This is a genomic window from Pedobacter nanyangensis (assembly GCF_003313505.1).
In the GTDB taxonomy this organism is placed as follows: domain Bacteria; phylum Bacteroidota; class Bacteroidia; order Sphingobacteriales; family Sphingobacteriaceae; genus Pedobacter; species Pedobacter nanyangensis.
The window spans coordinates 339912-356116 of sequence record NZ_QMHO01000002.1 but is presented as its reverse complement, the minus strand read 5'-3'; the positions used below and the strand labels follow the sequence as shown (position 1 = coordinate 356116).

Annotated in this window: 11 protein-coding genes; 9 read left to right on the top strand and 2 right to left on the bottom strand. The window is 41.0% G+C overall.

Annotated elements, in window-relative coordinates; all coding sequences use genetic code 11:
* Positions 1–140 precede the first annotated feature (140 nt).
* On the top strand, positions 141–842 hold the full coding sequence (locus tag DUT71_RS04640; RefSeq protein ID WP_113661353.1) for a CoA transferase subunit A: 702 nt from the start codon (positions 141–143) through the stop codon (positions 840–842).
* A 135-nt stretch (positions 843–977) separates the two neighbouring features.
* On the top strand, positions 978–1637 hold the full coding sequence (locus DUT71_RS04635; protein WP_113661352.1) for a 3-oxoacid CoA-transferase subunit B: 660 nt from the start codon (positions 978–980) through the stop codon (positions 1635–1637).
* A gap of 141 nt (positions 1638–1778) precedes the next feature.
* Here the strand turns inward: DUT71_RS04635 and DUT71_RS04630 are convergent, their stop codons facing one another.
* On the bottom strand, positions 1779–2621 hold the full coding sequence (locus DUT71_RS04630; RefSeq protein WP_113661351.1) for an NAD(P)-dependent oxidoreductase: 843 nt from the start codon (positions 2619–2621) through the stop codon (positions 1779–1781).
* 350 nt (positions 2622–2971) lie between these two features.
* On the opposite strand from DUT71_RS04630, the gene DUT71_RS04625 reads away from it, so the two are divergent.
* Positions 2972–3697 carry an RluA family pseudouridine synthase gene (locus DUT71_RS04625; protein ID WP_113661628.1) on the top strand — a complete coding sequence of 242 codons (726 nt, stop codon included), beginning with the start codon at positions 2972–2974 and terminating at the stop codon, positions 3695–3697.
* Positions 3698–3720: 23 nt separating this feature from the next.
* Positions 3721–5508, top strand: coding sequence for a chloride channel protein (locus tag DUT71_RS04620; RefSeq protein WP_113661627.1), 1788 nt, complete (start codon positions 3721–3723; stop codon positions 5506–5508).
* Here the strand turns inward: DUT71_RS04620 and DUT71_RS04615 are convergent.
* Positions 5500–7569 (bottom strand): sensor histidine kinase, encoded by a 2070-nt coding sequence (locus DUT71_RS04615; protein WP_162795944.1) that lies wholly within the window; start codon positions 7567–7569, stop codon positions 5500–5502. The genes DUT71_RS04620 and DUT71_RS04615 overlap by 9 nt on opposite strands.
* Before the next feature lie 177 nt (positions 7570–7746).
* Between DUT71_RS04615 and DUT71_RS04610 the strand changes: the two genes are divergently transcribed.
* The 5 genes from DUT71_RS04610 (at position 7747) to DUT71_RS04590 (ending at position 16081) form a co-directional block, all read left to right on the top strand.
* Positions 7747–8211: a pyrophosphohydrolase domain-containing protein gene (locus DUT71_RS04610; protein WP_113661626.1), complete on the top strand. Its 465-nt coding sequence runs from the start codon at positions 7747–7749 to the stop codon at positions 8209–8211.
* Between the two features lie 18 nt (positions 8212–8229).
* Entirely contained in the window at positions 8230–8691 is a 462-nt protein-coding gene (locus DUT71_RS04605) for a MaoC family dehydratase (RefSeq protein WP_113661349.1), read from the top strand.
* A 125-nt stretch (positions 8692–8816) separates the two neighbouring features.
* Positions 8817–10742 carry a 7TM diverse intracellular signaling domain-containing protein gene (locus DUT71_RS04600; RefSeq protein WP_113661348.1) on the top strand — a complete coding sequence of 642 codons (1926 nt, stop codon included), beginning with the start codon at positions 8817–8819 and terminating at the stop codon, positions 10740–10742.
* Positions 10743–11036: 294 nt separating this feature from the next.
* Entirely contained in the window at positions 11037–14189 is a 3153-nt protein-coding gene (locus DUT71_RS04595; RefSeq protein ID WP_240186853.1) for a SusC/RagA family TonB-linked outer membrane protein, read from the top strand.
* 11 nt (positions 14190–14200) lie between these two features.
* Complete coding sequence (locus tag DUT71_RS04590) at positions 14201–16081, top strand: RagB/SusD family nutrient uptake outer membrane protein (protein ID WP_240186852.1); 1881 nt, start codon at positions 14201–14203, stop codon at positions 16079–16081.
* Positions 16082–16205: the final 124 nt, after the last annotated feature.

The window sequence follows — 16205 nt, the reverse complement described above, 5'->3', positions numbered from 1 at the left end:
TAGGCTTCAGCTATTCCTTAATCAGTTGTTAATCTTCATTATAAACAATGCCTTAGTGTAGCCTGTACAATATTGTGAACCATATTTCGCTTTTGCAAAGCGATAGATTAATCCTATTTTAGTGGCAAAACACACCAAATATGATCAACAAAGTTGTAGCAAATGCCGATGAGGCCATCGCTGACATTATGGATGGTAAAACCCTGATGTTGGGCGGTTTCGGTTTGTGCGGTATCCCCGAAAACTGCATCGCTGCCTTGGTTAAAAAAGGCACCAGAAATTTAACCTGTATTTCCAACAATGCTGGCGTAGATGATTTTGGCATTGGCTTGATGTTGAAACAACACCAGGTAAAGAAAATGATTTCATCTTACGTGGGTGAAAATGCAGAATTTGAACGGCAGTTATTAAGTGGTGAACTTGAGGTAGAACTTATTCCGCAAGGAACTTTAGCCACCCGTTGCTTGGCGGCAGGATATGGTATGCCCGCTATTTTTACCCCCGCAGGAGTAGGCACCGAAGTTGCCGAAGGTAAAGAAGTTAGGAATTTTGACGGTAAAGATTACCTGATGGAATATGCTTTTGACGCTGATTTTGCCATTGTAAAAGCCTGGAAAGGCGATACAACAGGGAATTTGATCTTCCGCTCTACCAGTAGAAACTTTAACCCGATAATGGCCATGGCTGGTAAAATTACCATTGCCGAAGTAGAGGAATTGGTAGAAGTAGGGGAATTAGATCCTGATCACATCCATACACCCGGCGTTTATGTACACCGGATTTTCCAAGGTAAGGACTATGAAAAGCGAATTGAACAGAGAACGGTAAGAAAGAGAGATTAGGTAATGAGATAATTATTAATCTCCAAAGATTGCTTCGCAAAGCTTGCAATAACGTCACCATTCTCGTCTTTGCGAGGAGGAACGACGAAGCAATCCCTAGAACTTGTTTAAATTACGACATCAACCAATTAACTTATGTTAGATAAAAACGGCATAGCGAAACGTATCGCTAAAGAAATAAAAGACGGTTACTATGTTAATTTGGGGATTGGCATCCCTACACTCGTTGCCAATTATATCCCAGATGGTGTTAATGTAGTGCTACAATCAGAAAATGGCTTATTGGGCATGGGCCCGTTTCCCTTGGAAGGGGACGAAGATCCTGATTTGATCAATGCTGGTAAGCAAACCATTACCACTTTGCCCGGTTCTGCCATCTTCGACTCGGCCATGAGCTTTGGCATGATCAGGGCCCAAAAAATAGACCTGACCATTTTGGGAGCTATGGAAGTTTCGGAAAATGGCGACATCGCCAACTGGAAAATCCCGGGGAAAATGGTGAAGGGAATGGGAGGGGCGATGGATTTGGTAGCATCGGCCAAAAACATTATAGTAGCCATGCAACATGTAAATAAAGCAGGTGAAAGCAAGTTGCTACCAACTTGTACCCTGCCATTAACGGGCGTAAGATGTATTAAAAAAATTGTTACCGAATTGGCCGTTTTGGATGTACTGCCCGAAGGAGGCTTTAAATTACTGGAAAGAGCCCCGGGGGTAAGCGTAGCCGAAATTAGGGAGGCTACGGCTGGTAAGCTATATGCTGACGATGATGTACCAGAAATGGTGATTGATTAATGTATGCTGTTTGAGACCTACGAAGTTTTCGAAACTTCGTAGGTCTCTTTCAAACATTTAATTAAGAGTATTTAGTCGAAAGATTTCTCTCCCGAATATTGGGGACTGCGCTCCAGTCGAAATGACGAAACAACTCAAATACTACTTGAATGATTGGATAATCCCGATCACGTCATCTTTACCCAATCCTTGATCGTGTGCAACTTGATAAGTGTTGATTAACGCTTCAGACAATGGGAAATTGGCACCTGCCTTTTGGGCCAATAAAATATCTTTAAGCATCAAATCCAACGCAAAAGCCGCTGGATAGCTGTCTTGGATCAACAACGGTGTTTTAACCTTGGTGGCGCCACTTCCGCTGGCACTTTGGTTGATGATTTCCAGCATGTCCTTACGTTGGATCCCCAATTTTTCAGATAGCAGAACCGTTTCTGCCAAGCCTTCATAAATTAATGAAAGAAAATAGTTGATGGATAACTTGGCTGCAATACCCTTACCATTTTCGCCCAGATGTTTGGTTAACTTACCTAGTTGATCAAAATAAGGCTGGGCCTTCGCAAGGTCTTTTTCATCGCCTCCAACCATTATGATCAATGTGCCCTCTGCTGCTGGTTGGGTACTGCCTGCTACTGGAGCGTCAATAAAACCAGCATTTTTAGCCTTAATTTGTTGTGCTATGGCCAATGAGCATTCTGGAGAAATGGTACTACAATCAATAAAAAGCTTGCCCTCCAAGTTCTCCTTAAGTATTTCGGCATAAACTTGTTTAACGGCTTCATCATTGGTAAGCATCGTGAAGACAATTTCATTTGTTTGTACCAATTGGCTAATCGTTTCACAAACGGTAGCTGAAGCCTTAAAATCTGCTGTTTTATCGGCAGAGCGGTTATAAACGGATACAGGATAGCCTGCTTTGATCAGATTTTTGGCCATAGGATTTCCCATGTTGCCTAAACCTATCCATCCTAATGTGGTATGACTCATTATTTTTTGGTTAAATGTAATGATTTGAGCTGCTGTATTGACTAAAATATGTTGGGGACTAGCCCAAAAAGTACATCAGCTTATTTTTTCGCTAATTTAGATATTCATTCGTTTCGGTACAAGGATCGCTATAACTACTTGCACATGCTTTGCAAATTAGACCTGATAGCAGCCGATACCACCGAGTGAAGTGCAACACAACGAGGGTGTAAAGGCGGATAGCAGGACTTTCGGGACCAAAAGGCGCAGGAAATTGCTCTTCTTAAAATTGATATCAGGAAATTACAGCTACGATATAGCCAATAAATTGCTAAATGTATTGTATTTTTGCACCTTTAATTTATATCCTTTTGAAATATCCGAATTTTAAAGACCTTATCCTATTTGAAAACGACGATTATATCGTGATCAATAAACCTCCTTTTGTGGCTTCACTAGACGAACGAGGTGCTGCCGGTGCGGGCGAAGTAAACATTTTACGTTTGGCCAAGTTGTACACGGAAGATGCGCAGATTTGCCACAGGTTGGATAAGGAAACTTCGGGGGCAATAGTCATTGCCAAAAATCCAGAGGCTTACCGTAGCCTTTCGATACAGTTTGAGAAACGAAAAGTGAGCAAAATTTATCATGCGGTGGTTGATGGGCAGTTTCAGTTTGACCACCTTTTTGTGGATTTGCCAATTTTGAATGACGGCAACAAAAACGTAACCATTGACCGGCAGGAGGGCAAACGTGCCGAAACTTACTTTAACTCGTTAAAATACTACAAGCATTATACTTTGGTGGAGTGCAAGCCTGTAACGGGCCGCATGCACCAAATTAGAATACATTTAGCTACCCAACGTGCGGCTATTTGCGGGGATACCATGTATAGGGGTAAACCTGTTTTTCTATCGAAAATTAAAAGGGGCTATCGTTTAACCGACGAAGAGGAACAGCCTGTTATGAAGCGTTTTGCGCTGCATGCCAAACAAATTGCCTTTAAGGGCTTGGATGGACAGGATATTTTGGTGGAAGCGCCATACCCCAAAGATTTTGCTACTTTATTGAAACTATTGGACAAGTTTGATAGTTAGTCCTTAAACTAAAAATAATGGTGATGTACATCAAGTTTGTAAATTTTGTAGACCGTTTTAACCAATATAGACAAAGCAAAATTTCGAACAAGAATTTTCTGATCATTGCTTCTATTTTGGTAGGGATATTGGCTGGGTTGGCGGCTTCGCTTTTAAAGGGCATTACCCACAGGATAGAACATTTTTTACAAACTGATTTACAGTGGCAATACAAGTATTACCTCTATCTTTTATTTCCTACCATTGGTATCTTTTTGTCGGTACTTTATGTCCGTAGGTTTATTAAGAAAGGAAGTTTTGAAACAGGTTTAACGCCATTGCTTTATGCTATTTCCAAAAAATCGAGCAAGGTAGAGCCCCATAATAGTTATTCGCAAATCATTACTTCGGCCATTACAGTTGGCTTTGGCGGCTCTACTGGTTTGGAGGCCCCAATAGCTACCAGCGGAGCATCTATAGGCTCAACGTTGGGGAGGTTTTTAGGCCTAAGCTATCGGGAAACAACTTTGCTGCTGGCCTGTGGTGCGGCTTCGGGAATTGCGGGAGCATTTAACAGCCCTATTGCGGGCATTGTTTTTGCCATTGAAATATTGCTCCCGGAGTTTACCATCCCAGTTTTTATTCCTTTATTGTTATCGGCGGCAACTGCCTCGGTGGTGGCCCGGTTATTTTACAATGAACAGTTATTTTACCTCGTTACCGAAGGCTGGAAAATTAACGCTTTGGGCTTTTATGTTGTTTTGGCGGTTTTGGTTGGGCTTTATTCTATTTATTTTGGAAAGATAAATGGCCGTATCAAAGGTGCTTTCTATAAAATCAAAAATCCTTACCAAAAGGTAGCGCTTGGGGGCTTTATTTTAGGCGTGCTCATTTTTTTGTTCCCTACGTTGTATGGCGAGGGCTATATTACCATTAACAACTTGTTAAAAGGTGACTACAATACGGTTATCAGCAACAGTATTTTTGCGCAGTTTAGCAATTTGCCTTTAGCGGTAATTGCGTTCTTGATTGCTACGATTATGCTAAAATCAGTAGCTACACTGGTAACTTTATCGGCTGGTGGCAATGGAGGTACATTTGCACCGAGTTTAATTATTGGAGGTTTAATTGGTTTTACCTTGGCGTACTGCATCAACATTTCTGGTTTGGCCCAGGTAAATACCGCCAATTTTATTGTTGCCGGAATGGCAGCAGCGTTGGGCTCGTTAATGCACGCCCCTTTAACGGGCATATTTTTAATTGCCGAGATTACTGGCGGGTATATACTGATGGTGCCTTTGATGATTACCACCGCTATCGCATACCTGATCAACAGGAGCGTAAATAAATACTCCATTTATACCAAACCACTGGTTGATAAGGGAGAGCTGTCGCACCATTCGGATAAGGACACTACCGTTCTTAACATGATGAGCCTAAGAAGCCTGGTGGAAAAAAACCATCTGATATTGATGGCCAACGATTCATTGAGGGATAGATTGAACAGCGTCTTAAAATCAAAACGAAACGTATTTCCTGTGGTGGACATTAATGGTAAATTTAAGGGGGTTGTTTATGTTGATACTATTTTGGAACAAGTTGTGGCTGATCAAACCTCCAACCTACAGGTAAATGATTTGATGTGTACTGAAATTAGTCCCGTAACCATTAATACCGATGTTAAACTGGTGCTAAATAGGATGGAGGCCGACAATTTATGGGTGTTGCCGGTAGTAGATAATTTTGGAAATTACGTTGGCTTGGTTTCTAAAGCATCGATTTTCAGCAAATATCGTTTTATTTTAAGCCAACAGGCTGATTATTTAGCTTAGCGGCAGTTCCACGTAAAAGATGGTACCACCGTCACGATTATCCTCTAGCCATATTTTGCCTTGGTGGCTTTCTATAATTTGTTTGCAAATGGATAGGCCAATCCCAAAAGGTTGCTCGCCAGCGGTTCCAGGTCGCTTTGCGGCGGTAAACATTTCGAAAATCCGTTGCTTGTCTTGGTCTGGTACGCCTATACCCTGATCAATTACCGCTATTCTAACTCCTTTTTGTAGACGCTCCAAAACTACTTTTACAACACTACCAGCCGGACTAAATTTAATGGCATTAACAATAAGGTTGTTGAAAACCCGCCATATCTTTTCCCTACTTAGCTGTAAAAAGACTGGTCCGCCGCTAACGAAAATAATTTTCTGCTGCTTCTCGTCGGCTTTATACTGCAAAAGCTCCGTACATTGGCGTAGGAGGTGTTGTAGGTCGAGTTTCTCCTTGGTAAGCACTTCGTTTTCGATGGCCAGGTTAGAGTTGAGCAGCTGGTTGATCATTTCTATGGCATTGTTTCCCGAGCTTGAAATAAGTTGAAGCATTTCCCGGTCATCTTCTAAAAATCGCTTTTCTTCCAATAATAGGTTACTAATGCCTACCATACCGCCTAGTGGATTTTTCAGGTCGTGGGCCATTACCTTCATCATCTTGGCATAATCTTTATTCCTGTTTTCCAAACGCACCATCGCTTTCTCCAGTTCCACACTGTGCTTTACAGATGCTTTTTCAGTTTTACGTGCCTGTTTGGCATTTTTAATCACCAAAAAAACGATATAGATCAGCATCAAGATGAAAATAGCCGCACATACCAGGTAAAAGGTGATATCCTCATTGGTTTTGGTAAGCAATGCTAAATCTTGCGCTATTTGTTTGTTTTGGAACCGAACATTCAAATCAACCCTCGACAGCTCATTTTCTGCATTAATACTATCCATCTCGGCGGTGTACCTGGCAAGCAGTTGATAGGCAGCTTTGTAGTTACCCTCGGTCACATATAACTCGCTTCTAGCTTTGTTCCATCTTGGTTTAAACAAGTAGGGGTCAAACGGTGTTTCTTCAATTACATTCTTGGCAACGGTAAATAACGAATCAGCCTGTTTCAGCTTATTTAACCTGCGGTACACATCTGCCAGCTTGATGAAGGCCGTAATTTTAATGTCTTCGTGAGCGTAACTATCCAATGCAATACTCTCCTCGAGCAGCTTCTCGGCCAAAAGTAAATCTCCACGTTTGGCCATCAGGCCTCCAAAATTATCTAAAATAACAATCCGGGACTGGTTATATTGATTGGTGGTGACCGTTTTTTTCTCCAACTGTGCTTTAATAAACAACAGTCCTTTTTGATATAGGAAAGCAGCGCTATCCAACATCCCAGCTTTTTCATAGGAAAATCCGGCATTGTTAAGCGCCCCTTGTTTTAGATAAAAAACACTTCTGGCATTTACTCCCTTTACATTTTCAATAATATCAAATGCCTCTAAATGGTATCTGGCTGCTTGCTTAAATAAATTTTGAACGTAATAAAGTTGTGCAATACGGGTAATATAACCCGCATACACCAAAGGATCGTCCACCTTGTTCAGGGTTGATTTTATCTTGAAATAGTTTTCCAGGGCCTTATCATATTTTTTGAAGAACACATAAACATCGCTTTTTAACATCAATGCTTTGGCAAAGGCCATGGGGTATTGCACTTGGCGCTCAGTAGTTTCAAATAAGGCTAAAGCGCTATCCGCATAACGGTTCATCGATAGGGTATCCTTATAGCTAGATACCCCCATGTAATAATAGTAGTTCGTGAGCCCATCAATATCTTCGACATCAATTTGAGGCTTCAAACTATCTAAAAGCCGCACTGTTGCCTCCAGGTTACTGGTCAGATAAACGCTATCTACTCGCTTGAAATTAACAGATATGGTTTTCTTTTGCTCTGCATTGGGCTTGTGATTGGAAGTACAGCCCAAAAAGGAAAAAAATACAAGCGTTAAAACAAAAAAGTTTTTAGAATTGAGAAACTTGGTAAAAGGCAGACTTAATTTAAATATTGATAGATTTTCCAACAATCAAAAATATTATTAAGTGACAAGCAAATCTATAAAAATATAGCCAAATAATGAAGTTCAACATTTTAGCGTACCGTTTGCCAAATATCACGGTTCGCATGCTTTTGTATGTTGATAAGAAAATTTGCTATTCATCCTAAATTGTTAAACCTTAGCATTCTTAAAAATATCATTATGGAAGATTTAAGTGCTTTAAGCCAAGTAGCAGAGTTTCACCATACTTTTAAACATCCGATTGTGGAACAGGCGGCCATCCCATCTAAAGTAAGAAGCAAATTGAGGATAGATTTAATTGCCGAGGAGCTAAAAGAGCTACAGGAGGCCGTAGATAACAATGATTTGGTTGAAGTGGCCGATGCCCTATGTGACTTGCAGTACGTATTGGCAGGTGCCGTACTAGAATTTGGCCTTGGGGCTAAATTTAAAGCACTTTTTGACGAAGTACACCGCTCAAACATGAGTAAGGCCTGCAAAACAGTAGCAGAAGCTGAGGCAACTATTGCCCATTACAAACAGAAAGACAATGTAGACGCTTATTTTAAGGAAATAGAAGGTTTGTTTTTGGTTTATCGCAAAGGAGATGATAAAACCTTGAAATCTATCAACTATTCGCCGGCAGATATTAAAGGACTGTTATAGAATACTAATACTTATTATATGATTGAAATTAACAACCATGATGATTTTGCTTCCTATTTGGGAAATGAATTGGGCACATCTGCTTGGTACCAAATTACGCAAGAGCAAATCAACAAGTTTGCCGATGCTACGCTTGACCATCAATGGATTCATACGGATACGGCAAGAGCTGCTGTAGAGAGCCCGTTTAAAACCACCATTGCACATGGCTATTTAACACTTTCGTTAGTGCCATATCTATGGCAACAGATCGTTAAAATTGGCAACCTTAAAATGGAAATCAACTATGGTATAGAAAGCCTGAAGTTTGGCCAGGCGGTAACGGTTGATAGCGAAGTTCGCTTAAAGGCCAGTTTAAAGTCTATTTTAAACTTAAGAGGCACTACCAAAGTAGTAGTAAATATTATTTTGGAAATAAAAGACCAACCAAAACCTGCCTACAACGGCGATGTGGTATTCCTTTACCATTTCCATGCTTAAGAAATTATCTTTTGATATCAAGATTTAGGCACCCAAAGTTTGCATTTTGGGTGCCTCTTTCAATTTTTGTGACTATATTTAACGTTACCAAATAAAACTAGCCATTATATTGGCACCCCATTGTAATGTTTAAAATTTACTCGCGAGCGTTTTCATTTCTGCTATTCCTACTGTTTTTTGTTAAAGTTGGTGCCCAACAAACGGTAGTGCTTGATAAAAATACGGCCGAATATATTTTTAAATCGAAGGAAATTGTAAAGCTAGAAGACCCCACCGGAAAACTAAGCTTTGACTCCATTTCAAGTAAGGCCTACCAACATAAATTTACGCCAAATATTGATTATTATCCCAAGAATTATCACCGAAGCTCCACTTATTGGTACAGGGTAAAAGTTCGGTTTAAAGACGACTTTGAAAAATCAAGCGTTATTGAGTTTTTTGATCAGGTTACTGATTATATCGACGTTTACTTTCCAGATGAAAATGGCAAATACGTACATGCCCGCTCAGGTGCTGACCTATCTTTTAAAGAGCGTTTATACCGGCACAAAAACTTCGAATTTCTGATCAAAAACCTCAAAAAAGGGGAGTACTACTATTATTTCAAAGTCAAATCAAAAGATAGGGTGAACGTGATTATCGTATTCAGAACCATCGAACGGTTTATCCAATACGGGCTAACGGAATACCTGACCTATGGCTTGTTCTATGGTATGATCTTCATTTTCAGCTTCCATAATTTGTTGATGTATTTGGCTGTACGAAGAAGCCAATATCTATACTACATCTTGTATATCTTAAGTGTGGGCCTGTATGAAGTTTCTATTGATGGCATCGCCTTCCAATATCTTTGGCCTCAGCACCCTGTCTGGAATGAATATGCCTATGGCATTGCACTATTTTGTATCAGTTCCTTTGCACTTATCTTTACCAAGAAACTATTGCACGTTAAGCAAAAAGCGCCAATATTTTCGAAATTGATTAACGTGGTGCTCGTGCTACGTTTGGTGTTTTTCCTTGTTTGCATACTTTATAACCCCGACTGGTTTAAGTATAAATTTATTGAGTTTGTCCCGCTTTCTATTGGATTTGTCACGGGCATTTATATTCTGTGGCGCAAAAAATACCGCCCGGCACGATTCTTTGTAGTAGGTTATTCATTCCTGTTTCTCGGATTTATAATCAAGGTTGTCCATATTTTGGGCTACGCCCGACATATTCCCGGCGCCTTGGGCTTCTATAGCTTAAGTTTTGGGTTTTTACTGGAAATGGTGTTTTTATCCTTTGCCATCGGCGATCAGGTCCGTATCCTAAAAAAGAAAAAAGAGAATGCCCAGAAACAGATTATCAAACAGATGCAGTTAAATGCAGAAATGAAGGATAATTTGAACAGAGAGCTGGAGGCCAAAGTGGAGGAACGAACCATTGAGGTAAAACAGCAGGCCGTTGCTTTACAAAAACAAAATGAAACCATTGAACAGCAAAATGCTGAGCTTTTGGTAAAAAACGACCTGCTTTTACAACAAGCGGAAGAAATCTCCAGGATGAACGTTTTGTTGGAAAATGATAACATCAACCTTAAAACCAGCATTGAGAAAGTTACCGATGCTCGTGTAAATGCTACTGAGCTTGATTTTGATGAATTCAGCTTAAAATATCCTGATAAAGAAGCCTGCTATAAATTTCTTTCGGAACTGAAATGGAACGGAGGTTATACTTGCTTAAAATGTAGCCATACCAATTATTGTAATGGTAAAACACCTTATAACAGGCGCTGCACCAAATGCGCCTATGAAGAATCGGTATTACACCACACTATTTTTGAAAATAACCGTATTCCCATTAACAAAGCCTTTTATCTGGTTTACCTGATGTATAGTTCCAAGGGAACAATTTCCTCGCACAAGTTATCTGAAAAACTTGGTATCAGGCAAAGCACCTGCTGGGCTTATGCATCCAAGGTAAAAAAGGTCATGGACGAGCGTAAAAAAGACCTACGTGGCGTGGGCAAATCTGGCTGGGCCAAATTAGTACTCGACAAAAAGGCATAAATGCCATCTTTGCATCCTTCAGCGCAAACGTTTTCGTATTTTTTTACAATTTATTTTAATGCGTTTTAAACGTATCAATATAGAGCTTTGCGCTGTATTGATATGGCAAATAATCAGTTACTTACTCTATTTTTCAGTTGTGATTTAAGCGTATCAAATCAAATACAACATTCTAATTACCAGTTATTTACATATGATAAACTGTTGTAAATATCGTCTTAACACCACTATATTTACGGTTGTCAAAACGCTTTTTTTTTTGACGATAACCCATTAAACCAAATTTTTAACTGTATGAGTAAAATTCTATCCAAAAGGATTTTGCAGAATGTAGCCATGGTACTTCTTTGGTGTTTTTTTCTGCAACTTAAAGCCTCAGCTAGTGTCCACAATGCTGAATCTGAAAAATCATTACGAATATTTAAAAGAAACGTGCAAACGGAAGTCACCGGTACTGTTACAGACGCCTCTGGTACCCCAATGCCAGGTGTTGGTGTTAAAGTAAAAGACACTCAATTATCGGTAGTAACCAATGGCTCAGGAAAGTTTGCCATCAGAACCAATAGCCCAAATGCAACCTTGGTATTTACCAGCATAGGCTACAAAACTAAAGAAATAGCCTTGGAGGGGAAAACCAACATTACCGTTAGCCTGGACGAAGAAGATGCCAAGGGACTATCAGAGGTAGTAGTAATTGGTTACGGTACAGCCAGCAGGAAAGACGTTACCGGTGCTATTTCCAGTGTTAGTGCAACAAGATTAGAAAATGAAAACCCTCAAAGTGTTGCCGATATCTTAAAAGGCAACGTTGCCGGCATGAGCGTAGGCTTAAACACCAGCGCTAAAGGCGGGGGCGCATTATTGGTTCGCGGAAAGTCTACATTGACCGCAGGCAATGAACCGCTTATTGTTTTGGACGGGATTATCTACTTTGGCCAGCTATCAGATATCAACCCTAATGATATTGAAACCGTTGACGTACTTAAAGATGCAAGTTCCCTGGCAGTTTACGGTGCAAAAGCCGCCACTGGCGTAGTGGCCATTACCACCAAAAAGGGAACAGGATCCAAGCCTACCATTACCTTTAACACCAATGTTGGACTAGCGCAACTGGCACAAAACATGCGGCCTTACGATGGCCCTGGTTTCTTAAACTGGCGTGCCGACGTGATGAGAAGTGGCGCCTCAACGCCTGCATACATTTACAACGACCCCAGAAACCTGCCTGCCGGGGTAACCATGGCTCAATGGCTCAATGGACAAACCACTACAGATCCAGTTGATTTATGGCTGAACAGATTGGGCTTAACCGCTAATGAAAAAGCAAATTATTTAGCAGGAAAAACCACCAATTGGTATGACGATATCTTCAGAACAGGTTTTAGACAAGACCACACCTTAAGTATCAGCGGTAACAAAGAAGATATTAGGTACTACATGTCATTAGGCTACCAAAAAAACGAAAATCTAATTGAAGGTGGGGAGTTTAACACCGTAAGGTTCAGGCTCAATCTGGAAAGCCAAATTGCCAAATTTATGACCGTTGGCGCCAACATCCAGTACGCAGTTAGAGATGAAGGCGCTATTGAAGCAGACTGGGGGCAGTTGATCAACCTTTCTCCCTATGGCGATAAATACAATGCCGACGGTAGCTTGCGCAGGATTCCTACAGATGATGTGGGCTTAAACGCCAGAAATCCATTTTTGGATATGACCTACAATAGCAGATTGAATAAGCAAAACACCTTGTTTGGTAGTTTGTACACCAAAATAACGCTTCCGTTTGGCATTACTTACCAGTTAAATTTCAGTCCTGGTATCGATATGTACCGCACATTTAACCACCTATCTTCCCAAAATCCTAATGTAATTACCCCTGGAGGATCGGTTACCCGTGCTCATGAAACAAGGTACAATTGGCAAGTAGATAATTTATTGAAGTGGAACAGAACCTTTAATAAAATACACAACGTAGATGTTACTTTATTGGCCAATGCCGAGAAATATCAAACTTGGTGGACAAATGCGGGCAACTCGGGCTTTATTCCAAGTGATCTTCTGGGCTATCACAACCTGGCATCAGGTATTTTACCCAACGTAAATGCCGAAGATAAAGTTTACTCTGGTGATGCCCTAATGGCTAGGTTAAATTATAGCTTGTTGCAACGCTACTACCTTACCTTGTCCCTAAGAAAGGACGGTTATTCGGTATTTGGCATCAACTTCAAAGATGCAACTTTCCCTTCGGCCGCAGTAGCCTGGACCTTCACCGAAGAATCGTTCATGAAAAACATCAAATGGCTAAACTATGGTAAGTTGCGTTTGTCGTACGGGGTTAATGGTAATAGAGATTTGCGCAACCCTACCAACAACACGGTAGAGCCCTATGCAGCATTAGCGGTACTTACTACCGGTAAAGCAGTAGGGGTTGACGCCAACGGCAACTTCGTGTCAATTACCACCTTAGCTAACGGAAGTCGTATGGCCAACTCCAACTTGAAATGGGAAGAAACCAAAGCTTTTAACGTTGGATTGGATTTCTCTATCCTAAAAGATCGTTTAAGTGGAACAGTGGAGTATTATGCAAAGCAAACCAACAACCTTTTAGTTGAACAAAGATTGCCCGATGTAACTGGCTACGAATACGTTTATTCTAACCTTGCGGAGATTAAAAACAAGGGCATGGACATTACCTTGAACAGCAGAAACTACAGCAGCAACAACTTTAAATGGAATACCAATTTTACCATGTCCTTCTCCCGCAACAAAATTGTAAAACTAGCATTCCCAGCCGATGACCCTGCAAACGGATGGTTTATTGGAAGAGATATAAATGTGGTTTGGGACTACAAAGTGGCCGGAGTTTGGCAAGAAAACGAAGTTGCCGAAGCAAACAAATTCAATAAGGCCATCAGGCCAGGTGATTTTAAACTGGTAGATAGGGATGGAAACTACGTATATGGTGATGCAGACAAAGACTTTTTAGGTTTCACCACGCCTCGCTTCATATTTGCCATGAGGAACGAGTTCAACATCTTCAAAAATTTTGATGTTTCCTTCCAGCTACTTTCTAACTGGGGGCAGTTGAAACAGTACAACACTGCTAAAAACCAACCTGGTAGTGTGGGGTTTGCCCGTATGAGCTCGTACCAGGTGCCTTATTGGACCCCATCAAACCCTATTAACGATTACTCAAGGTTAAATTCAGGAACAAGCGGTACCAGCTTCAATGTGTACAGGGACAATTCTTTCATCAGGTTGAATTCTGTAGCGGTAGCTTATACATTGCCGCAAAGTTTACTAAGCAAAGTAAAAGTGAAAAATGCCAAAATATATGCCAACGTAAACAACGCCTATGTATGGACCAAGGATTGGGATTTCTGGGATCCCGAAAACAATGGACCTACGCCAAGATATTACACCTTAGGTTTGAATGTTTCTCTATAATATCAATGAAAATGAAAAATATAAATAAAAAAATTGCTGTATCATGCTTATCAGTACTTTTCTTGGCCGATATGGGCTGTAAAAAGAGTTTCTTGGATACCGATATGCTATCTACCTACCAGCCCATCAGCTTAAACACCCCTGGAGCAATGCGCTCTGCATTATCTGGGGTATCGTTAGTAGTAAGAAGCGAGTATTTTGGTGATTCGGCACCTATGTTAACCGAGTCTATCTTTTCAGATGTGGCCGTAGAAGGTACTACCGATAAAAGTACACCCGCCCAAGATTTGGTAACTCGTATTACTCCCGATGCCAACTTGAACAGCGACGATTATAATAAAATTGGATGGTATTGGACTACCCAGTATCGCGGAATAAGACAGGCCAACACCATTATTACCAATATCGATATTCCAAAATATGCTTCCGATGCAGAAAAGAATGCCATTTTGGGCGCTGCATATTTCTACAGAGCGTATTTCTACTACAGGCTAGTGCATCAATTTGGCGATGTTCCGGTATTGTTAAAAGACCTAGATGCGCCCCGTACCGACTTCTATTCGACCAAACGCGAGGTGATTTTGACCAGAATGAAAGCGGATTTGGAGTTTGCACAAACCTGGGTATCTGATAACGTTGCCAGGGGCGATGTCACCAAAGGGGCAGTGAGCCATTTGCTAACCAAGGTAAACTTGGCACTAGGCAAATTTGACGACGCCCTAGCTTCGGCAAATAATGTCATCAACGGTGGTAAATATGCCTTAATGACTACCCGTTTTGGCAGCACGGCTGGTGATATCACCAAAAATGTAGTCTGGGATTTGCATAGGATGGACAACAAAGCCATTCCGTCAAACCGGGAGGCCTTATTTTTAGTATTGGACAGAGAAGCTTTCCGCGATTTGGGCGCTACTGGCAACGGTTCGCAGCTTATGCGTAACACCGTACCGGCATGGCACTTTGCCAACGTAAAAACCCCATCAGGAGCTACTGCAATGACAGACGCCGCAACAGCGGAAATTCCTTTGACCAGAATGTACGGCAGAGGGATTGGAAGATACCGTGGTACGCCCTATAGCACGCAGTACATTTGGACAGACAATACCGACTACAGGCATGCAAAAGGTATGTGGATGGATATGACAGATCTGGTTTACAACAATCCAGCACTGAAAAACTCCAGCAATGCCGCTGATAAGGCCCTATACGGACAGCCACTTCTTCCTTATAACTCTTCCAACGTTGCCCAAAGGTTCCAAAATGGTGCCTTAGATACCATCCGCCACTGGTTTGGCTGGCCGCACTATAAAGTGTTCATCAATTCAACCAATGCCTTAGCGGTTGATCCTTATTGGAATCCGCCTCGTGGCACCAATACCGACTGGTATGTATTCCGTTTGGCAGAAACTTATTTGTTGCGTGCCGAAGTTCACTATTGGAAAGGCGATTTAGGCTTGGCCATGGCCGATATCAATGAAGTAAGAAGACGTGCCAATGCCGCACTTTTAACGGATGCCAGCAAAATTACCATTGGTACCATTTTAGATGAACGTGCAAGGGAGCTTTTTTGGGAAGAAGGCCGTAAAACAGAGTTAACCCGTATGGCCTTCATTTTTGCACAAACAGGCAAACCAGCTTATAACGGTAAAACTTATAATTTGGCCACATTTTCTGATAATAATTTCTTCTATGACCGTATCATGGAGAAAAATGATTTTTACAAAAACAACGTCCCTACCTTACAAGGCGTAAAGTTCACCATTGCACCATATCACGTTTTATGGCCAGTTCCAGCATCGGCACAAAGGTTTAATACCACTGGCCATATTAACCAAAACAAAGGTTATATAGGTTATGAAAGCAATGTGCCCGCTAAGGACAAAATTGAATAGTCAATTTTTTTTTCATAAAATAGGTTAGTTGATTGGAGGAGCATCCACAGGGATGCTCCTTATTGATCCAACTTGATAATCATAATTTCTAATAAGCTTCACCACATCACTCACGTTAAAAATA